Annotated in this window: 17 protein-coding genes; 4 read left to right on the top strand and 13 right to left on the bottom strand. The window is 70.6% G+C overall.

Annotated features, from left to right (window positions below; genetic code table 11):
* Positions 1-70: 70 nt before the first annotated feature.
* The 3 genes from AB0L64_RS13960 to AB0L64_RS13950 all read right to left on the bottom strand — a co-directional run bounded on the left by AB0L64_RS13960 (position 71) and on the right by AB0L64_RS13950 (position 2,565).
* Positions 71-826, bottom strand: a complete 756-nt coding sequence (locus AB0L64_RS13960; protein WP_363710507.1) for a ThuA domain-containing protein — start codon at positions 824-826, stop codon at positions 71-73.
* Positions 810-1,895 carry a Gfo/Idh/MocA family oxidoreductase gene (locus tag AB0L64_RS13955; RefSeq protein WP_363710506.1) on the bottom strand — a complete coding sequence of 362 codons (1,086 nt, stop codon included), beginning with the start codon at positions 1,893-1,895 and terminating at the stop codon, positions 810-812. The genes AB0L64_RS13960 and AB0L64_RS13955 overlap by 17 nt, the downstream gene beginning before the upstream one ends.
* A 223-nt stretch (positions 1,896-2,118) precedes the next feature.
* Positions 2,119-2,565 carry a metallopeptidase family protein gene (locus AB0L64_RS13950; RefSeq protein WP_363710505.1) on the bottom strand — a complete coding sequence of 149 codons (447 nt, stop codon included), beginning with the start codon at positions 2,563-2,565 and terminating at the stop codon, positions 2,119-2,121.
* Between the two features lie 31 nt (positions 2,566-2,596).
* On the opposite strand from AB0L64_RS13950, the gene AB0L64_RS13945 reads away from it, so the two are divergent.
* Positions 2,597-2,980: a DUF3499 domain-containing protein gene (locus AB0L64_RS13945; RefSeq protein ID WP_355696637.1), complete on the top strand. Its 384-nt coding sequence runs from the start codon at positions 2,597-2,599 to the stop codon at positions 2,978-2,980.
* A gap of 6 nt (positions 2,981-2,986) precedes the next feature.
* On the opposite strand, the gene AB0L64_RS13940 is transcribed toward AB0L64_RS13945, so the two are convergent.
* The 4 genes from AB0L64_RS13940 to AB0L64_RS13925 form a co-directional block, all read right to left on the bottom strand.
* Complete coding sequence (locus AB0L64_RS13940; RefSeq protein ID WP_363710504.1) at positions 2,987-4,468, bottom strand: DUF5719 family protein; 1,482 nt, start codon at positions 4,466-4,468, stop codon at positions 2,987-2,989.
* Positions 4,465-7,377 carry a glycosyltransferase family 2 protein gene (locus tag AB0L64_RS13935; RefSeq protein WP_363710503.1) on the bottom strand — a complete coding sequence of 971 codons (2,913 nt, stop codon included), beginning with the start codon at positions 7,375-7,377 and terminating at the stop codon, positions 4,465-4,467. The genes AB0L64_RS13940 and AB0L64_RS13935 overlap by 4 nt, the downstream gene beginning before the upstream one ends.
* Positions 7,378-7,549: 172 nt before the next feature.
* Positions 7,550-7,816: a WhiB family transcriptional regulator gene (locus tag AB0L64_RS13930; protein WP_355473429.1), complete on the bottom strand. Its 267-nt coding sequence runs from the start codon at positions 7,814-7,816 to the stop codon at positions 7,550-7,552.
* A 327-nt stretch (positions 7,817-8,143) separates the two neighbouring features.
* Complete coding sequence (locus AB0L64_RS13925; protein ID WP_363710502.1) at positions 8,144-9,406, bottom strand: hypothetical protein; 1,263 nt, start codon at positions 9,404-9,406, stop codon at positions 8,144-8,146.
* Between the two features lie 114 nt (positions 9,407-9,520).
* On the opposite strand from AB0L64_RS13925, the gene cofD reads away from it, so the two are divergent.
* The 3 genes from cofD to AB0L64_RS13910 all read left to right on the top strand — a co-directional run bounded on the left by cofD (position 9,521) and on the right by AB0L64_RS13910 (position 12,271).
* Positions 9,521-10,498: a 2-phospho-L-lactate transferase gene (gene cofD, locus AB0L64_RS13920; protein ID WP_359935288.1), complete on the top strand. Its 978-nt coding sequence runs from the start codon at positions 9,521-9,523 to the stop codon at positions 10,496-10,498.
* Positions 10,495-11,469 (top strand): coenzyme F420-0:L-glutamate ligase, encoded by a 975-nt coding sequence (locus AB0L64_RS13915; protein ID WP_363710501.1) that lies wholly within the window; start codon positions 10,495-10,497, stop codon positions 11,467-11,469. Before cofD ends, AB0L64_RS13915 begins: the two co-directional genes overlap by 4 nt.
* A gap of 85 nt (positions 11,470-11,554) precedes the next feature.
* Entirely contained in the window at positions 11,555-12,271 is a 717-nt protein-coding gene (locus AB0L64_RS13910; protein WP_363710500.1) for a DUF3105 domain-containing protein, read from the top strand.
* Between the two features lie 54 nt (positions 12,272-12,325).
* Here the strand turns inward: AB0L64_RS13910 and AB0L64_RS13905 are convergent, their stop codons facing one another.
* The 6 genes from AB0L64_RS13905 to AB0L64_RS13880 all read right to left on the bottom strand — a co-directional run bounded on the left by AB0L64_RS13905 (position 12,326) and on the right by AB0L64_RS13880 (position 18,709).
* The gene (locus AB0L64_RS13905; RefSeq protein ID WP_363710499.1) at positions 12,326-13,543 is read right to left on the bottom strand and encodes a DUF6596 domain-containing protein; all 1,218 of its coding nucleotides are present in this window, start codon (positions 13,541-13,543) and stop codon (positions 12,326-12,328) included.
* A complete protein-coding gene (locus tag AB0L64_RS13900; RefSeq protein ID WP_363710498.1) occupies positions 13,543-13,908 on the bottom strand; it encodes a YciI family protein in 366 nt (121 codons plus the stop codon). Before AB0L64_RS13900 ends, AB0L64_RS13905 begins: the two co-directional genes overlap by 1 nt.
* A 104-nt stretch (positions 13,909-14,012) precedes the next feature.
* Positions 14,013-15,107 (bottom strand): sugar phosphate nucleotidyltransferase, encoded by a 1,095-nt coding sequence (locus AB0L64_RS13895; protein WP_363710497.1) that lies wholly within the window; start codon positions 15,105-15,107, stop codon positions 14,013-14,015.
* 11 nt (positions 15,108-15,118) lie between these two features.
* Entirely contained in the window at positions 15,119-16,189 is a 1,071-nt protein-coding gene (locus AB0L64_RS13890; RefSeq protein ID WP_363710496.1) for an NAD(+)/NADH kinase, read from the bottom strand.
* A gap of 103 nt (positions 16,190-16,292) precedes the next feature.
* Positions 16,293-17,375 carry a hemolysin family protein gene (locus tag AB0L64_RS13885; protein WP_363710495.1) on the bottom strand — a complete coding sequence of 361 codons (1,083 nt, stop codon included), beginning with the start codon at positions 17,373-17,375 and terminating at the stop codon, positions 16,293-16,295.
* A complete protein-coding gene (locus AB0L64_RS13880) occupies positions 17,372-18,709 on the bottom strand; it encodes a hemolysin family protein (protein WP_363710494.1) in 1,338 nt (445 codons plus the stop codon). The genes AB0L64_RS13885 and AB0L64_RS13880 overlap by 4 nt, the downstream gene beginning before the upstream one ends.
* Between the last annotated feature and the right edge of the window lie 47 nt (positions 18,710-18,756).

The raw sequence follows: 18,756 nt of genomic DNA, 5'->3' as shown, positions 1-18,756 counted from the left end.
TGGTGATCCAGCGCCGTCGCGAGGAGGTGCCGAGTGCCCCGCAGTAGGCGATGGATTACCAGACAGGGCCTTAGGCCTTGTCGAACCAGCCGACATCCTTGCGGTGGTGGACCGTCGGGAGCTGCCGCGGGCTGGTCGGAGCGGCCCACTGCGCCGCGTTGGCGATGATCTGCTGGACCTCGGGCTGGTGGTACGTCGGGTACTCCTGGTCGCCGGGGCGGAAGTAGAAGACCCGGCCCTGGCCGCGGCGGTAGCAGCAGCCCGAGCGGAACACCTCGCCGCCGGAGAACGAGCTGACGAAGACCAGCTCGTCCGGCTGCGGGATGTCGAACAGCTCGCCGTACATCTCCTCGCGCTCGATCACCAGCGGGTGCGGGATGCCCTGTGCGATCGGGTGCCCGGCGGCGACCGTCCAGATCAGCTCACGGTCGTTCTCGGCCCGCCAGTCGAGCGAGCAGGTGGTGCCCATCAGCTTGATGAAGATCTTGCTGAAGTGCGCCGAGTGCAGCGCGATCAGGCCCATACCGGACAGCACATGCTGCTGGACCCGGTCCACGACCGCGTCGTCGACGTCGCCGTGCGCGGCGTGACCCCACCAGGTGAGCACGTCGGTGTCGGCGAGCACCTCCTCGGTCAGGCCGTGCTCGTCCTGTTGCAGCCACGCCGTACGGACGACCACTTCCTGGCCGAGCTTGTCCCGCAGCGCGGCCGCGATCGTCTCGTGCATCGTGTCGGGGTAGACCTTGCGCACGGACTCGTCGCGGCCCTCGTGGACGTTCTCGCCCCAGACGGTGACGCGGATCGGACCGTCAGTTGTCCTGGTCATTGAGCACAACCTCTCGTCCCGCCTTCGCCGAGGCGTAGCAGGCGTCGATGATCTCGGTCCGCAGCAGCGCCTCGGACCCGTTCTGGCCTTCCCACTCACCGCTCGTGACGATCCGGACGAACTCCGCGACGACCGCGCGGTGCCCGAGCCCGGCACCGGTCGCCGGCTTCACCTCGGCCGGTACGCCGCCGACATCGGTGAAGATCCGCAGCGTGTCGTCGCTGGTGTAGTTCTGCACCTCGATCTTCGCGCCGCCGTCGGTACCGAACAGCTCGATGCCGAAGTTGTCGCCCGGCGCCCGGAACGTCGCCCAACTGGTCTCCAGCTGCAGCGCACCGCCGCCCTTCAGGCGCAGGTACGCCGTGGCCAGGTCCTCCACCTCGAACGCCGAACCGAGCGTGTTCGCGTTCGGGTCGCGGCTGCCCTTGCCGCGCGGGCCGAGTTCGGCGAAGGTGTCCGCGGAGACCGTGGTCACCTGCGGCTCGCCCATCAGGTGCAGCGCCATGTCGAGGATGTGCACCCCGAGGTCGATCAGCGGGCCGCCGCCGGACAGCTCCCGGTTCGTGAACCAGCCGCCCATCCCCGGGATGCCGTTGCGGCGCATCCAGTGCGCCTTCGCGTAGTAGATCCGGCCGAGCTGGCCCTCGTCGATCTGGTGCTTGAGCGCCGCGACGTCACCGCGCTCGCGGTGGTTGAAGACGACCTTGAGCACCCGGCCGGCCTTCTTGGAGGCCTCGACCATCGCCGTGCCCTCGGCCACCGTCCGCGCCAGCGGCTTCTCGGACAGCACGTGCAGACCCTTCTCGAGCGCCTTGAGGGCGATCGGGGCGTGCAGCTGCGTCGGCGTACCGATGCTGACCGCTTCCAGGCCCGGGGTCTCGAGCAGGTCCTCCCACTTCTCGTACAGATGCGGTACGCCGTGCTTCTCGCCCAGGCTGGTCAGGACGTCCTTCTCCAGACCCGCCAGCGCGATCACCTCGACGTCCGGCAGTTCCGAGAACGCCTCCAGCGCCGTCCGTCCGGCGAAGCCCAGTCCGACGACACCGACCCGCAGTTTTTGATCGTTCACAAAGACGATCCTCTCCCGATGACAACGAAGGACACAACCGCTTCCCACACTACGGAACAGGTTTCAACACCCGTCAACCGACTTGTCTTAACAGACCGGTAACGCCCCGGCTCCCCGCACTTCGCGCAATTTGCCTGGCCAGCCAGCGAAATGGGGGGTTCTACACCCAGGTCCAGGGTGTAGAACCCCCCATTTGGTGGGCCTACCAGGCAAATTGCGGAAGTCAGTCGTCGTCGGCGTCGAAGTCCGGGTCGATCTGCTCGGGGGACAGCGCCAGGACGTCGGCGAGCTCGAGGACCAGCGCGGAGCGGACCAGCCAGGCCAGGCCGGCGCCGGAGCGTTCGGCGCGAAGCTCGATCGGCCGCCGGAACACGACGATCCGGTACGGCTCGTGGGAGGTGCCGCCGGTGGCGTGCGTGAGCGGGATCTCGGTGGCGTCCAGGTCGAGGTTCGGCACGTCCTCGATCGCGAACTCGACCCGCGCGACCACCTGCGGCAGCCGCTTCTCCAGCCGCGTCACCTCGATCGCGACCACCTCGTCGAACTGCGCGGCGGCAGACCGCTGCAGCGGCAGCCCCCGCGGCGCGAACGTGCTCGGCCTGCTGATCGGGCCGAGCATGCCGCGGCCGTGGCGGTCGATGTGCCTGCGATGACGGCGAGCCTCGGTCACGCGCTCAGCCTAGTGGGGGTAACGTCTGTCCGTGAGCATCGCCAGGATCTGTTCGCGTGCCGGATGTCAGAAGCCGGCCGTCTCGACGCTCACCTACGTGTACGCCGACTCGACCTGTGTCCTCGGTCCGCTCGCGACGTACGCCGAGCCGCACTGCTACGACCTGTGCGCCGACCACGCCGATCGCCTCACCGCGCCGAACGGCTGGGAGGTCATCCGGCTCGCTCCGGACCCGGCCGCCGCCGGACCGTCCTCGGACGATCTGGAAGCACTGGCGAACGCGGTCCGCGAAGCAGCCCGCCCGCTGCCGCGCCGCGAGCCCGGAGCCGGGACGCCGGGCGCCCCGGTCGAGGTGGCCCGCCGGCGCCACCTCCGCATGCTCCAGGACCCCGGCGCCAACACCAACGAAGGCTGACAGGGCCTAGCGCAGCGCGGCGCTCACGTCGGGCTGGGCGCCCAGCTGGGCGCGGAACACCAATGACGTGTTCAGCGGCCAGGCGGCCACCTGCGGTACGTCGTCGTCCGCGGGCTTCGCCGCCGGCATCAACGTGACGCCCGCGACAACGCTCCCGCGCGTCTGCTGAACCATCAGGTACGTCGGCCGCGGCTGCGCCGGGAACGGGATCTGCGAGGTCGCGCCGCCGACGACGTCGAGGGTCCGCGTGCTCAGCACCCGGTCGACGGCGTCCCGTAGCTCGAACTTCACGCTCCCGTTCTTGCCCGGCGCGGTCACCTGCAGCAGCGCCGGCTGCTTGTGCGCCGGAATGACCAGGTACGCCGGTCCGGTCAGCGCCTCGGCCGACCCGATCGACGCGAACTCCTGCCGGCTCGCATCGGTCATCCGCATCGACGCGGTCACCGGCTGGTCCGAGGTCAGGGTGACACCGCTGGCGTCACCGTGCAGCACCGGATCGAGCATGAACGTCTTCACCGAGCCCGCCGCGATCTGCACGGTCTCCAGTCCCGCGGGCTTGAAGGGACCGTTCGGCCCGTTCACCGTCAGGCTCGCGGTCGCCTGCAGATCCGTGGGGTTCGCCACGGACAGGATCCGCAGGCCGCCGCCGGGCGCCACCGCCGGCACGAACACCTTGGTCGCGGGCGCCGCCGAGGCGTTCAGCCAGTCCACCCCGGCCGGCTCGCTGCCGTTCGACGCGTTGGACCGGACCGCGGCCGCTACCCGGCCGCCGGTCGATTCCACGTGCAGAGCGAGGTCTCGGAGGTTCGGTGCGACCTGCTTGAGGTACAGCTCGGACGAGCCGCGCGCCGGGACCACGATGCCGCGCGCCGCGGGCAGGTCCTGGGCGCCGGTCCGCGCGTACACGCTGACGTTGACTTCCGCGTTGACGGTGTCCAGGTTGGTCAGCACCAGCACGTCCCGCCGGTCGCTCGCCCCCGACGCGCCGACGAACCAGAAGTCCGATCCGGGCAGCTGGCACGGCACGCTCGCCATACCGCGGTTCACGCCTTCCTGCGCGGTCGTCGTACTCGTGCCGACCGTGCCGGCGGCGAGCGGTCCGGTGCCCTGGATCGACAGCGTCTCCGGCTTCACCGCCACCGCGCTCGATCCGATGGTGCCGCGCTTCAGCAGCGATCCGACCGGGTCCGACGTCGCCGGCAGCGGAGCGATCGACAGCGGCTCCGCGGTCCCGGGCGCGGTCGGCGTCCCGTCGGGCAGCGTCGGCGACACACCGTTCACCACGCTGGTCATCTTGCCGCCGGGAGCCAGCACCGGACAGGCCATGGCGGTGCGGTTCACGACCGTGCGGGCCGGCTCGGTGACCGCGGCCTCCACCCGGGTGTCGGCCTTCTTCGGATGAGTGACCACTCCGAGCCCGGCCAGTGCGGCCATGGCCAGGACAACAGCTCCGATCCGCAGCCGCGGGTCGGACAGCAACCGGCTCACCGGACCCTCCTCGCGTGGGTGCCCTGCGGTACGGCGACGGTGCGGCGCACGGTCGGCAGGCAGAAGATCAGCGCGAGGATCCAGCCGATCAGGCCGAGGATCCGCCACACCATGTGGGTCTGGTCGACCAGCGGCGTCTTGCCCTCGACCTTCGAACGGTCCACCAGCCACGAAGCGTCACCGTCGTTCGCACTGGCCCTGGTCAGGCCGGGCAGGGAGTCGAGAGTCGACTGCAGCGTCGGATCCACCGGGCCGGGCAAGTACACGTAGTCGATCGCGAGAGCGGCCAACTGCCGGCCCTCTTCGCCGCTACCGCCGCCGCCGAGAGTCGCCAGGACACCGGTGAGCGGCTTGGTCTGCGCCGCCGTCGGCGCCGCCTCGAGCGATCCCATCCGGGGTCCGCCGTCCTTGACCAGCGAGAACCGCATCTGACCCTCGGGCGCCTTCCGCACCACCAGGATCGACTGGTTCTCCGGCGGATCCTGGGCAGCGACGAGGTACGCCGGGAGGTCCTGAGCGGGGCCGCGCCACAGCGGGCCGTCGGTCCCGCGCACCAACCAGAAGCCTGCCGTCACGACAGTCGTCAGCAGCACGACACCAAGTACGCCTTGGACGATGAGCTCGGTGGACTTGCCGACCGAGTCCCACGCGACCGTGACGGTGATGATCCAGCCCGCGGTCATCAGGAACATCAACGGTCCGCTGCCGCCGCCGAGCCGGCTGGCGACCAGCGTCCCGGCCAGACCGGCCAGCGCGGCGAACCAGCCGAGCAACTCGTACCGCTGCCGCGACTGACGCAGCAGGCTGACCAGCGCCACGAGAATCAGCGGTACGACGAACCACCACGGCGTCGGCGCACCGATCGGCGTACCGGTCAGCAGATGCGGCAGGCTGTCGCCCGGACCGATCGCCGCGGTCGGCGGACCGCCCGCTTCCTGCCCCAGCTTCGATGGGTGCCGCACCAGGTCGATCGTCCACGGCAGCACAAGCAGGAGACCGAGGACGACCGAGAACACCAACTGCCGTCCCTGTCGCCGCCAGCCGAGCCCGAACACCGCGCCGAGGACGAGGCAGACACCGACCAGCAGACCCAGCGCCGGAGTGAACGCCAAGAGGACGGCGAGGCAGATCCCGGCGAACCACGCGGCCCGCCAGCTGCCCTGCACGTAGACGCGCCGCCGCCGCGCGACGGTGTGCACAGCTGCACCGAGCAGCGGCAGCACGATCGCCGCCACACACGTCCCGAGCCGGCCCTGCGTGACCGCACCGTTCGCGAAAACCGCCAGCCCGTACGCCGTTGCGCCCCAGGCCCGTGCCACACGGTCGACGACGAACGAGCGCAGCAACGCCCACGCGGCAAGCGCGGCCAGCGGAACCGCGCCGAGCAGCAGGACATTCGTCGCTCCGCCCGGGCCGAACATGACCGTCGAGAACGCCCAGAACTGGGCCAACCAGGCAGGCGGGGTCACGCCCGGCGGCGCAGATGCCGCCGCATGCCACAACGCCGCAAGGCTGTCGTGCGCCGGCAACAGCAGATGGGAGCGCAGGACTCCGCCGCCGATCAGCTCGCGGGCCGCGATCAGCGCACCGATCGCGAGCACGACCCACGCGACCAGGAACGGCCGCCGGATCAGCTGCCGCCGCCACCTCGGCTGGTCGACCGCTACCCGCGCGGTCGACTTCGCGCGGCGTGCGGTCGTGACGACCTGCTCCTCCGGCTCGTCCGCCCAGGCTTCACGGATCCGCTCGGAGATGGTGCTGGTCGTTTCCTCCAGGTTGTGCCGCAAGGCGTGCACCGACCGGGAGAACAAGTTCTTGATGTCGTCGTACGGCACCTGGTCGAGATTCCGGCGATTCTTGCGGGCCTGGGTCCAGCCGCCGGCCAGCAGGGTGCCGAGCAACGCGGTCCACTCGTCGACCGCGCCGGACGGCGTCTTGCCGAGCAGGAACCAGATCGACCGCATCACGGCGCCGAACAGGAACCGCAGGATCAGCAGCGGCAGCAGCTTGCCCGGGGCGTTCGCGAGAACGGTGTAGTACGCGTGGGCACGGTCGAGCTGGTACGCGTGCCGCCGGGTGCCGGCCAACGCCCGCTCACCGGTCGCCGCGGCCTGTGCGTGGTAGACGACCGCGTCCGGCGCCACACCGACCTGGTAGCCGGCGCGGCTGGCGCGCCAGCCGAAGTCGATGTCGTCGCGGAACATCGGCAGCCGCGGGTCGAAACCGTGCAGCGCCTCCCAGACGTCGCGGCGGACGAGCATGCCGGCCGAGCTGACGGCCAGCACGTTGCGCAGCTGGTCGTGCTGTCCCTGGTCCAGCTCGCCGTTCTCGACGCCGGTGTCGCGGCGGCCGCCGAGCGACGTGGTGACGCCGACCTCGAGCAGCTCGCGGTCCCGCGGCCAGAGCCGCAGCTTCGGGCCCCAGACGCCGGTGTTCGGCGACATAGTGGCCTGGAGCAACAATTTCTCCAGGGCCTTGGGCGCCGGCGCGCAGTCGTCGTGCAACAGCCAGAGCCACTCCACGACCGGCATGTGACCGTCGTCGCCGTACGGACCGACGGCGCTCGGGATCGGCGCGAACCCGTGCGCCTCGAGACCGCGGGCGACCGCCGTCCCGAAGCCGGTCCGCGCGGAGACGCTGACCACCGGCTCCACGCCGGGCATCGCGGCGAGCAGTTCGGCGGTGTCGTCGGTGGATCCGGTGTCGACCGCGATCAGCCGGTCCGGGCGTGGGTTGAGCGCCCACAACGCCTCGGACAGCCGCGGCAGCCAGGCCGCGCCTTCATGCCCGACCACCACCGCGGTGACGACATGCCGGACCCGCGGACGACCCATCGGGTCGTCGATGTGATCGGTCGGGAAATCGACGGAGTCGAAGAATTCCCAGCCGGCCGGGGCTTCTTGTTCCATGCGGAGCTGTGACACCTCGATGCTTGCGGACGGTCACCGCGACCGCAGGTCCCGGCGAGGAATCACCATACAGCCGCCCGCCGAACCCGGGAAAAGCCGCGGGCCCCGGGGTGATCACCCCGGAGCCTCGCGGAAGTCCGTCATGTAGTTGTTGCTGCTGGTGTTCGGACCGTCAGACGGCCTTCTTCTTCAGCTTGCGGCGTTCCCGTTCCGACAGGCCGCCCCAGATCCCGAAGCGCTCGTCGTTCTGCAGCGCGTACTCGAGGCATTCGCCCCGGACGTCGCAGCCGAGGCACACCTTCTTGGCCTCGCGGGTGGATCCGCCCTTCTCCGGGAAGAACGCTTCTGGGTCGGTCTGGGCGCACAACGCCCGTTCCTGCCAGTTCGGCTCCTCCTCGATCGCCTCACCGTCGACAATCGCCATCAGGCTCTCTGTCACGGTCCGACCTCCTCGACCCTGTTCGTTCCCCTGTACATGTGGGTTTGCGGTCCACATGCCTGACCTCGTCCGTCCTGCGCTCTGCAACGGTCCCCGATACCGAGTGTCCTAACGAACGACACGGTTGAAATTACATTCCTGCAATCCACGAAAGTCAAGCCGTGCTCTGCTATTGGGATCATCCGCAACATGCCCGCAAAAGAACGAGAGGCCTGTAGATACAGGCCTCTCGCGCTGTGTACCCGGGCACAAACCTGATGTTGCCGGGATTTTCCCGTAGGGCTCGGTAAGGGCTTGCTGTCGCAGACCGCCCGAACTGTTGCCCGATCAGGAAGGCTGCGACCACCAGCCCTGCTGACCCTGACCCTGCTGGTTCTGGTCGTTCTTGTCGGAGTCGACCCGCGGGTCGACGCGGGTCTCGTCGGCGGACTCGGCCTGCGGCTCGCTCGGCTTCGGCTCCGCGGCCGGCGTCTCGTCGGTCTGCCAGGCCTGCTCCTGCTGCCACGCCTGCTGGGCGGGCTGAGCTTCGGCCTGCTCCTGGGAACCCTCTGCAGCGCCGTGCTCCGGCTGGCCCCACTCCTGACCGGACGCGGCCTGCTGGCCGTACTCCTGGCCCGCGGGGGTCTGCTGGCCGTACTCCTGGCCGCCCCACTGCTGCTGACCGGCGTCGGCCCCGCCCCACTGCTGCTCCTGCGGCCACTGCTGGGCCTGCTGACCCTGCTCCTGGCCGCCCCACTGCTGCTGGCCTTCGGAGCTCCACGCCTGCGTCGGCTCGACGCCCTGACCCTCGGCAGGCCACGCCTGCTCGGCGCCGGGCTGCGCACCGTGCTGCGCCGCGTGCTGGCCGTGCTGCTGGGCCTCGGCCTCACCGGCCGACCAGTTCTGCTGCTGCTCGCCCTGGTTCCAGCCCTGCTCCTGCGGCCAATGCTGGCCCTGGTCCTGGCCGGCGGCGTAGCCACCAGCGCCACCCGCAGCAGCGCCGGCCGCGTAACCGCCGTACTGCTGGCCCTGGTCGTACTGACCGCCGTACTGCTGGCCCTGCTGCTCGTAGCCCTGCTGGCCGTAGCCCTGCTGCTGACCGTACGGCGCCTGCTGGCCGAACTGACCCGGCTGCCCCTGCTGCTGGAACTGGCCCGGCTTCGGCGCACGCACCGGCGCGGGCAGGGTCTGGAACGTCTTCAGTGCGTACAGGCCGACACCGCCGTACAGCGCGAGACCGCCGATCGAGGCGATGAAGCCGACGATCTTGTCACCGGTCGTGCCGCTCCCGTTGAACTGCGCGAACGTGGCGATCAGGCCGATCAGCAGGAGCAGACCGGTGACGACGAGCGCGCCCAACACGACGATCCGCGCGTTCGGCGTCCGCTCGCCTTCGTTCACCAGCCAGACCGCACCGACCAGCGCGGCGATCACCACCAGCGACGGGAAGGCCGGCGGGACGATCAGGCTGTGCACGCCACCGGACGCGGCGACGAAGCCGATCCCGCCGACGAACAACTGGAACAGCGAGGCCAGCGCGAGCAGGCCGGTGAATGCGAGCAAGATGTACGCGACCGGCTCTCTGAGCTTCTTGGTTGCGTCGGTGACCACGAGGGCTCCTCGGATGTTGGGGGGCCGTACAACTGAGCTGTGCGGATGTGCTGACTCACCGCAGCATAGTCGTGCGGTGGTCCGACGCATTGACGACTCGGGCAGACTCTTCCCATGCGATTGACAGTGCTGGCCGGCGGCATCGGCGGCTCCACCTTCCTGCGCGGCCTGCTGAAGGCCCGTCCGGACGCCGAGATCACCGTCGTGGGGAACACCGCGGACGACATCACCCTGTTCGGTCTGCGGGTCTGTCCCGACCTGGACACCGTGATGTACACGCTCGGCGGCGGCATCTCGGAGGAGCGGAAGTGGGGCCGCGAGGACGAGACCTGGGTGATCAAGGAGGAGCTCGCGGCGTACGGCGTGGAGCCGACCTGGTTCGGGCTCGGCGACCGGGACGTGGCGACCCACCTGGTGCGCACCCAGATGCTGGACGCCGGCTTCACACTCAGCGCGGTCACCGAGGCGCTCTGCAGCCGGTGGAAGCTGCCGGTGCGGTTGCTGCCGATGAGCGACGACCGGATCGAGACCCATGTGGTGGTGGACGACCCGGAGCAGCCCGGACGGCGCAAAGCCATTCATTTCCAGGAGTACTGGGTGCGCTACCAGGCCGAGGTCCCCGCGCACCAGATCGTTGCCGTCGGCGCCGACAAGGCCAAGCCCGCACCCGGCGTACTGGAGGCGATCGCGGACTGCGACGTGCTGATCGTGCCGCCGTCCAACCCGGTCGTCTCGGTCGGCACCATCCTCGGCGTACCGGGGATCCGGGACGCGGTGCGGGAGACCGCGGCGCCGGTCATCGGGTTGTCGCCGATCATCGGCACCGGACCGGTCCGCGGTATGGCCGACAAGGTGCTCGCCACCGTCGGTGTGGCGTCGACGGCGTCGGCGGTCGCGCGGTACTACGGCTCCCGCACCTCCGGCGGCGTCCTGGACGGCTGGCTGATCGACACCTCCGACGCGATCCAGGCGGACTCGATCGCCGGCGCCGGAATTCACGTGCAGGCCGTGCCGTTGTGGATGACGGACGAGACCACCACCGCCGCGATGGCTGACGCGGCACTGACCCTCGCGGAGGCCGTACGGCGATGAGGAAGCACCTGGAGATCTTCCCGGTGACCGGACTGCCGGAGGTGACGGCCGGCGACGACCTGGCCGCACTGATCGCCGACGGCACCGACCTGCGCGACGGCGACGTCGTCTCGGTGACGTCGAAGATCGTCAGCAAGGCGGAGGGCCGGCTGACGCGGGGCACCCGTCGCGAGGCGGTCGACGCCGAGCTGGTGCGGGTCGTCGCGCAGCGTGGTGAGACCCGGATCGTGCAGACCCGGCACGGCCTGGTGATGGCCGCCGCGGGCACGGACACGTCCAACACCGCACCCGGCACGGTCCTGCTGCTCCCGGTCGACCCCGACGCGTCGGCGCGCGCCCTGCGAGCCGAGTTGAAGCAGCGGTACGACGTCAACGTCGGGATCGTCGTCACGGACACGCTCGGCCGCCCGTGGCGCAACGGCCAGACCGACCTCGCGATCGGCGCCGCCGGCGTCCGCGTCGTCGAGGATCTCCGCGGTACGACGGACAGCCACGGCAACGTCCTCGCGGTGACCGAGCCGGCGCTGGCCGACGAGATCGCGAGCGCCAGCGAACTGGTGAAGGGCAAGGCCGACGGCGTGCCGGTCGCCGTACTGCGTGGGCTGGACGACGCCGTGCTGCCGGTCGGTGAGCACGGGCCGGGCGCCCGGGCGCTGGTGCGGGACGCCGAGGCCGACATGTTCAGCCTCGGGACGCGGGAGGCCGCGCGCGCCGCCGTCCTCGACCGGCAGCCGCCGGCCGCGCCGCGCGCGGTGGATCCGGCGCTGTGGTCGGGGCTGCTCACCGAGGTCGACGGTGTTCGGCTGCAGGCGGACGACAACGCTGTCACGGTGTTCGGCGACGAGCCCGTCACGGTCGGTGTGATCGCCGAGCGGCTCGCCGTCCTGCTGCATGCCGAGGGGTACGGCGTGACCGTGCGCCCCGGCCCGGGGAACGAGGCGACGGTCACGTTCGGCTCACGGTCGAAGTAGTTTTCTAGGCAACTTCTTAGGGTCACCTCGTACACTGCCTTCGCCAGGCGGCGCGGTGGCCGCCCCTTCCGGGAAGACCAACACTGTGGGTAAAGCGTCGTCGCAGAAGCAGTCGCGCCGCGAGATGATCGAGAAGATGCAGCGTGAGCAGGCCCGGTCGGACCGCCGCCGCACGATCCTCATCGTGGTGTGCTCGATCGTGGTCGGCCTGGCCATCATCGCCTACCCGGCGATCAAGCTGATCCAGGACTCCCGGACCAAGAACCAGGCCCTAACCGACTTCGGCGTCGCCGCGTCGGCGGCATCGTGCGACGCGGTCACCAACGACGACGGCGGCGGCACCCAGGACCACCGCCCCGAGGGCGAGAAGATCATGTACCCGGTGTCTCCGCCGTCCTCCGGCCCGCACTACCCGAACTGGGCGCCGTTCGACAAGAAGTTCTACTCCACCGGCGACCGACCCGCGGTGGAGAACCTGGTGCACAACCTGGAGCACGGCTACACGATCCTCTGGTACCGGGACACGCTGCCGAAGGACCAGATCGACCAGATCGAGAAGATCGCCAAGTCGAAGCTTCCGGACAGCTCCCTCAACAAGTTCATCGCCGCCCCCTTCAAGCAGGACGAGGGCAAGGCCTGGCCGGACGGCAAGAACCTGGCGTTCGCCCACTGGAGCGGCCCGGACGCCTCCAACAAGTCCTTCGGCCACCGCCAGTTCTGCGGCTCGGTCAGCGGCGACGCCCTGAAGCAGTTCATGGACAAGTACCCGGCCACCGACGCCCAGGAGCCGAACGGCGGCTGACCCCGAGACCTGTGCGAACGCCCCCGAGGAGCATCTCCTCGGGGGCGTTCTCGTTCAGTGCAGGGCGGCGGCCTTGCGGAGCAGGACCGAGCGTTCGGGCCGGTTGGGACAGAGCCGGGCAGCCAGTTCGAGTTCGGCGCGGGCCTCCGGGCGGCGGCCGAGGCGGGTGAGCAGTTCGCCGCGCACGGTGGGGACCAAATGGGACCCGGGCAGGCGGTCCGTGGCGATCAGCTCGTCGACGATGCGGAGCGCCTCGGCCGGGCCGGTGGCCATGGCTACCGCGACGGCTCGGTTGAGTTCGACGATCGGTGAGGGGGCGACGCGGCCCAGGGCCTCGTACAGGACCACGATTCGGTCCCAGTCGGTGTCCTCGACGGACAGTGCCGACGCGTGGGCGGCGGCGATCGCGGCCTGCAGGCCGTACGGACCCAAGCCGCGGGTGGACGCCACGGTCAGCGCGGCGAGCCCGCGCCGGATCGCCGCGAAGTCCCAGCGCGTCCGGTCCTGGTCCTCGAGGAGGATCGGCGTACCGTCGGCGGCGGTTCGGGCCGGGAAGCGTGCGGCGGTCAGCTCGCACAACGCGAGCAGGCCGTGGACCTCCGGCTCGGCCGGCAGCAGCGCCGCCAGGGTGCGCGTCAGCCGGATCGCCTCGTACGCGACGTCCGGCCGGACGAGCCGATCACCGGACGTCGCCGTCGAGCCCTCGGTGAAGATCACGTAGAGGACGCTGAGCACGCTGCTCAGCCGCTCCCGGCGCTCGTCCGGCGGCGGCAGCTCGAACGGTATCCCGGCGGCGGCGATCGTCTTCTTGCCGCGGGTGATGCGCGCCTGCACGGTCGGCACCGGTACGAGGAACGCGCGGGCGATCTCCTCGCTGGACAGACCGGCCACGACGCGCAGGGTCAGCGCGATCCGGGCCTCGGGTGCGAGCACCGGGTGGCAGCTGATGAACATCAGCGCCAGGACGTCGTCGTCGATCGTCTCGGGATCGATCTCCTCGTCGAGCGGCGCAGCGGCCGCCAGCAGCGCGTACCGGTCGCGCAGGGCGACGCGGCGGCGGATCACGTCGATGGCCCGCCGCCGGGCCGTGGTCATCAGCCAGCCGGCCGGATCGGCCGGGTAGTCGCGCGGCCACGCCTCCAGCGCCTCGGCCACCGCCTCCTGCGCCGCGTCCTCGGCCAGCCCGAAGTCGCCGGCGAACCGGGTCAGCGCGGCCACGATCCGCGCCGACTCGATCCGCCAGACAGCCGCGACGTCGGCCGCCGTACCCATCAGACTTCCGGGACCTCGTCGTCGCCGGCCACCCGGCGGACCTCGATCTTGGAACCGCGGGCCGCCGGGACCCGCTTCGCCCACTCGACCGCCTCGGACTGCGAGGCGACGTCCAGCAGGAAGTAGCCGCCGAACAGCTCCTTCGTCTCCCCGTACGGCCCGTCCGTGACCACCGGAGCCGCGCCGCCGAAGTCGACCACGACACCTCGCCGCGGATCGTCCAGCCCTTCCGCGGCCAGCAGCACGCCGTCCTTCAGCATCTCCTCGATCAGCTGCCGGGTGGCGGCCATCGACTCCTCGATCGAGGCCATCATCGCCGCGTTCGACTCGTCGGTGCCCCGCATGATCAGCATGTACTTCGGCATCGTGTCCTCCTCGTCCCGCGGAGCCGCCTCTCGGCCCTCGCCCCCACAGGTCGAACGGGAAGTCCCCGGATCGACAACGCTCCCGAAAAACTTCTCGCCGCGGGCTAGATGTAGCTCGAGTGGTCGGACTGGACCTGGGCCACCAGGTCCTTGACGCGTTCGCCGTCGGAGAGCGGGCAGACCATCGTGACGTCCTGCGTGTGGACGATGATGTGGCTGCGCAAGCCGACCGCGGCGACCAGGTGGTCCGGGTCGTCGGTGACGATGATGTTGTCGTGGGAGTCGAGCAGGCAGCTCAGCGTGATGCTGTCGGTGCGGTTGCCGTTCGCGTCGGCGGTGTAGGTGTCCGCGAGCGCGGCCCACGAGCCGACGTCCAGCCAGTGCACCGGCATCGGTACGACGACCACGTCCGCGTCGACCTTGCCCTGCGAGGCCGGCTCCATGACCGCGTAGTCGACGCTGATCTTGCGCAGGTTCGGGTAGATCTCGGCGAGCGTCGCCTCCCGCTCCGGGGTGTCCCAGACCGCGGCGACGTCACGCAGCCGCGCGGCCGACTCCGGCAGCAGCGCGTCGAGCACGTTCAGCACCGTCGACGCCTGCCACACGAACATCCCGGAGTTCCACCAGAACCGCCCGGTGGCCAGGTACTCCTCCGCGGTCTCCCGGTCCGGCTTCTCCCGGAAACGGTCCACGACGTACGCCGACGTACCCTCGATCGGGGCGCCGCGCTCGATGTAGCCCAGCCCGGTGTGCGGGTGCGTCGGCTCGATCCCGAACGTCACCAGCGACCGCGGCCGCGCCTCCACCACCTCGAAGCCGTGCTCGATCGCGGCCCGGAACTCGTCCTCCGGGCTGATCAGGTGATCCGATCCGACGAACGCGACCACCGCGTCCGGGTCGTTGCGCGCGACTACCGCGGAGGCCAGGCCGACCGCGTTCGCGGTGTCCCGCCGGGCGGGCTCGCCGATGATGTTGTGCGGGCCGAGCTCCGGCAGCTCCTGGCGGACGACGTCGGTGATCGCGCCGACCGTGCAGACGTAGATGTTCTCGGGTTCCACCAGGCCGAGCAGCCGGTTGTACGCCACCCGCAGCAGCGACTGTCCCGCTGCCAGCGGCAGCACCTGCTTCGGCCTGTCGTCTCTGGACATCGGCCACAGCCGCGTCCCCGAACCACCCGCCAGGATCACCACGTTTCGCATGAGGAGAGACCCTACCGGTCGTCACCAGGCGGCTGCGGAATCCGCAGGTGCTTCAGATCCGGCGGCACCGGGGTGTCCGCGGGCTGCCAGAACAGCTCGGACTGCCCGTCGAGCGCCGTCGCGGGCGCGTCGGTGAGCCGGAAACGGTCCCGTAGCCGGCCGTAGAAGTCCGTCGGCCGCAGCCGGACCAGCCGCAGCCGCTGCGGCGACCCGTACACGCCGATCCAGTCGCCCGGGTCGAGGACGCCGCGCAACTGCCCGTCGATGCTGACCGCGGCCTGTCCCGAGTGCGGCAGCACCCGCAGCGCGATCGGCTCGTCCGGGGCCGCGACGACCGTCCGGTTGAAGGTCATGTGCGGGGCGACCGGGGTGAACACGATCGCTTCGGTGTTCGGCGACAGGATCGGGCCGCCGGCCGCGAAGCTGTACGCCGTCGAACCGGTCGGCGTCGCCACGATCACCGCGTCGGCCGAGTACGACGCCAGCAGCCGGCCGGACAGGTACACGCCGAGCGCCACCTGGTGGTCGCGGGCGAGCTTCTCCACGACCACGTCGTTCAACGCGGTCACGTCGAGCGCCATCCCCCAGCCGTCGCCCTCGGCCATCTCGTGCCGCACCGGCGGCGGGGGCAGCGCCGGCCCGTGCCCGTACCGCAGCAGCGACTCGATCCCGGTCGGGATCTCCAGCGGACGCGACGCGCGCATGGTCAGCGTCATCCGCTCCTCGTACGTCGCGCCGCCGTGGAGGACCGCCTCGAGCGCCTTCTCGACGTCCTTGCAGGCCACCTCGGTCAGGAAGCCGACCTTGCCGAGGTCGACCCCGAGGACGGCGGCGTTGTTCTTGGCCGCGATCCGCGCGCCGCGCAGGAAGGTCCCGTCGCCGCCGAGCGTGACGACCAGATCCGGGTCACCGGCGTGATGCAGCTCGTCGGTCCCGGTCCGCCGCTCCTGGTGGTCCTTCCAGACGTCGATGTCGGTGCAGCCGATGTCGTGCGCGGTCGCCCACTTGCGCACCGTCTCGGCCGTCTCCACCGCCACCGGCCGCCCCTGATGCACCACCAGCCCGAGCCGCTTGATCGCCACAAACCCTCCTCCGCGCTAGCCACCCCAACCGTAACCCGCCGACCTTGGGCGCCCACCAACCACTTCGGGCGCCGCAAAACGGTTGGTGCGTGCTCAAAGTGGGCTACGGGGTGGGGTCGATGCGGGTGGCGGCGGTGATGATGGGGTCGGTCTCGTCGTTGAACTCGCCGATGACCTCTTCGAGGAGGTCCTCGAGGGCCACGACGCCGATCGCGCGGTCGCCGCCGCAGACCACGGCCAGCTGGGAGCGTTCGTCGCGCATGGTGCGGATGGCCTTGGCGACCGGGGTGTTCTCGCCCAGTTCGAGGGCGGGCATCATCAGGCCGGCCGCGCGCGCGGCGGTGTCGCCGGCGGTGGTCGCCCGGGCGGCGTCGCGGACGTGGACGATGCCGCAGATCCCCGTCTCCCCGTCCGTACCGGAGCTGACCACGGCCAGGCGGGAGTGACCTTCGCGGCGGCTGGTGAGTTCGACCTCGCGGGCGGTCGCGGTCGAAGGCACCGTCGACAGCCGGCCGATCGGCGTCATCACCTGGCCGACGGTGGTGTTCTGCAACGCGAGCATCGCGGTGAGGAGTTCGTGCTCGGGTTCCGCGAGGGTGCCGTGTTCGCGGGACGACTCGATCAGCAGGCGCAGCTCATCCGGGCCGTGCGCGTTGGCGAGCTCGTTCTGCGGCGTGACGCCGACCAGCCGGACGCACAGGTTGGCGAACCAGTTGAGGACGATCAGCAGCGGCCGGAAGAGGTACGTGAACCCGCGGAACGGCAGCGCCAGCACCAGCGCCGACCGCTCGGGATCGCTGATCGCCCACGACTTCGGCGCCATCTCGCCGAGCAGCACGTGCAGCAGGCCGATCCCGGCGACCGCGATGATCAGCGCGATCACATGCCCGACGCCTTCCGGCACGTGGGCGAGCTCGAAGAGCGGATGCAGCAGCTGCGCGACCGCCGGCTCGCTCAGCGAACCGAGCCCCAGCGTGCACAACGTGATCCCGAGCTGAGCGCCCGCGAGCATCAGCGACAGCTCGCTGACCCCGGCGATCGCGGCCCGCGCCGCGAGGCTGCCGGACGCCGCGGCCTCCTCCAGCCGGTGCCGCTTCGACGCGACCAGCGCGAACTCGGCCGCGACGAAGAACCCGTTCAGCGCGAGCAGTACGGCGGAGATGATCAACGCCCACGTCGTACTCATGCCGTCCGCTCCATCTCGACGATGCCCGGCACCCGGCGCTCGATCGTCCGCACCGTCAGCCGGACGAACTCGGCCGGGACCGGCCGCCCGTCGTGGTCGATCCGGTGCGGCAGCTCCACGACCAGCGAGTCGCCGACGTCCGGGATCCGGCCGAGCCGCGCCATCACCAGACCGGACACCGTCTCGTAGTCGTCGCTGTCCGGCAGCTGTACGCCGGTGGCCTCGGCGACCTCGTCGAGCCGCCACCGGGCCGGGACCTCCCACGACCCGTCGCCGCCCTGCACCAGCCCGGTCTCGGGCAGGTCGTCCTCGTCGCGAATCTCGCCGACCAGCTCCTCGGCGATGTCCTCCAGCGACACGATGCCCGCGAACCCGCCGTACTCGTCGACGACGATCGCGAGCTGCCGGCGCGCGACCCGGAGCCGCTCGAGGACCGCGGGCAGCGGCAGCGTCGTCGGGACGGCGACCGGCTGCGACGCCAGCGAGCCGACGGCGATCGTCGCGCGGTCGGCCGGTTCGAGCTCGACCACCTCGCCGATCGCGACCACGCCGATCACCTCGTCGACCGAGGCCCCGATCACCGGGAACCTGCTGTGCCCGGTGTCCTGCAGTTCGACGACCCGGGTCAGCGGCTCCTCGCGGTGCACGGTGACCACGTCGACCCGCGGCACCATCGCCTCGCCCGCGGTCCGGCCGCGGAAGTCGAGGCCGCGGTCGAGCAGCCGCGTCGTGTCCTGGTCGAGCAGGCCCTGTTCGTACGACGTCTCGATGATCCGGTCGAGCTCCTGCGCGGTCGCGCCCTGCGGCAGTTCCTCGACCGGTTCGATCCCGACCCGGCGCAGGATCCGGTTCGACGCCGAGTCGAACAGGTGGATCAGCGGCCCGGCGACGGTCAGGTACAGCAGGGTCGAGCGGGCCAGCCGGAGCGCGATCGCCTCGGCCTTCGCGATCGCCAGGTTCTTCGGCGCCAGCTCGCCGAGCACCATCTGGATGATGGTTGCCAGCAGCAACGCCAGGATCACCGAGATCGACGTGCTCAGCGCGTCCGGTACGCCGGCCCCGCCGAGCAGGTGCTCGAGCCCGGCGCCGAGGTACGGCTCGGCGAAGTACCCGGCCAGCAGGGCCGTGATGGTGATGCCGACCTGCGCCCCGGACAACACGAACGACAACCGCGCGGTGACTTTCAGTGCTCGCGCGGCAGCCGCGTCACCGTCCGCGGCGAGCGTCTGCAGGCGGCTCCGGTCGACGGCGACGTACGCGAATTCCTGGGAGACGAAGTAGCCGGTGGCAACGGTCAGCACCAGGATCAGGCCCAGGCCGGCCAGGATCAGCATGGGACGACCTTATGAGAGCTCCGGCGACTGCAGTACTGCGGGTCGCC

Origin of the sequence: Kribbella sp. NPDC051936 (genome assembly GCF_040680955.1) — a bacterium.
Lineage (GTDB): Bacteria > Actinomycetota > Actinomycetes > Propionibacteriales > Kribbellaceae > Kribbella.
The sequence above is the reverse complement of the archived record's forward strand: the minus strand, read 5'-3'. Positions and strand labels throughout refer to the sequence as shown.

What these genes read in the sequence shown, in the direction of transcription:
- AB0L64_RS13915 (WP_363710501.1), top strand. Translation starts at nt 10,495, where the DNA reads ATGAGGAAGCACCTGGAGATCTTCCCGGTGACCGGACTGCCGGAGGTG.
- AB0L64_RS13880 (WP_363710494.1), bottom strand. Translation starts at nt 18,709, where the DNA reads ATGCTGATCCTGGCCGGCCTGGGCCTGATCCTGGTGCTGACCGTTGCC.
- AB0L64_RS13885 (WP_363710495.1), bottom strand. Translation starts at nt 17,375, where the DNA reads ATGAGTACGACGTGGGCGTTGATCATCTCCGCCGTACTGCTCGCGCTG.
- AB0L64_RS13935 (WP_363710503.1), bottom strand. Translation starts at nt 7,377, where the DNA reads ATGGAACAAGAAGCCCCGGCCGGCTGGGAATTCTTCGACTCCGTCGAT.
- AB0L64_RS13900 (WP_363710498.1), bottom strand. Translation starts at nt 13,908, where the DNA reads ATGCCGAAGTACATGCTGATCATGCGGGGCACCGACGAGTCGAACGCG.
- AB0L64_RS13905 (WP_363710499.1), bottom strand. Translation starts at nt 13,543, where the DNA reads ATGGGTACGGCGGCCGACGTCGCGGCTGTCTGGCGGATCGAGTCGGCG.
- cofD (WP_359935288.1), top strand. Translation starts at nt 9,521, where the DNA reads ATGCGATTGACAGTGCTGGCCGGCGGCATCGGCGGCTCCACCTTCCTG.
- AB0L64_RS13895 (WP_363710497.1), bottom strand. Translation starts at nt 15,107, where the DNA reads ATGCGAAACGTGGTGATCCTGGCGGGTGGTTCGGGGACGCGGCTGTGG.
- AB0L64_RS13960 (WP_363710507.1), bottom strand. Translation starts at nt 826, where the DNA reads ATGACCAGGACAACTGACGGTCCGATCCGCGTCACCGTCTGGGGCGAG.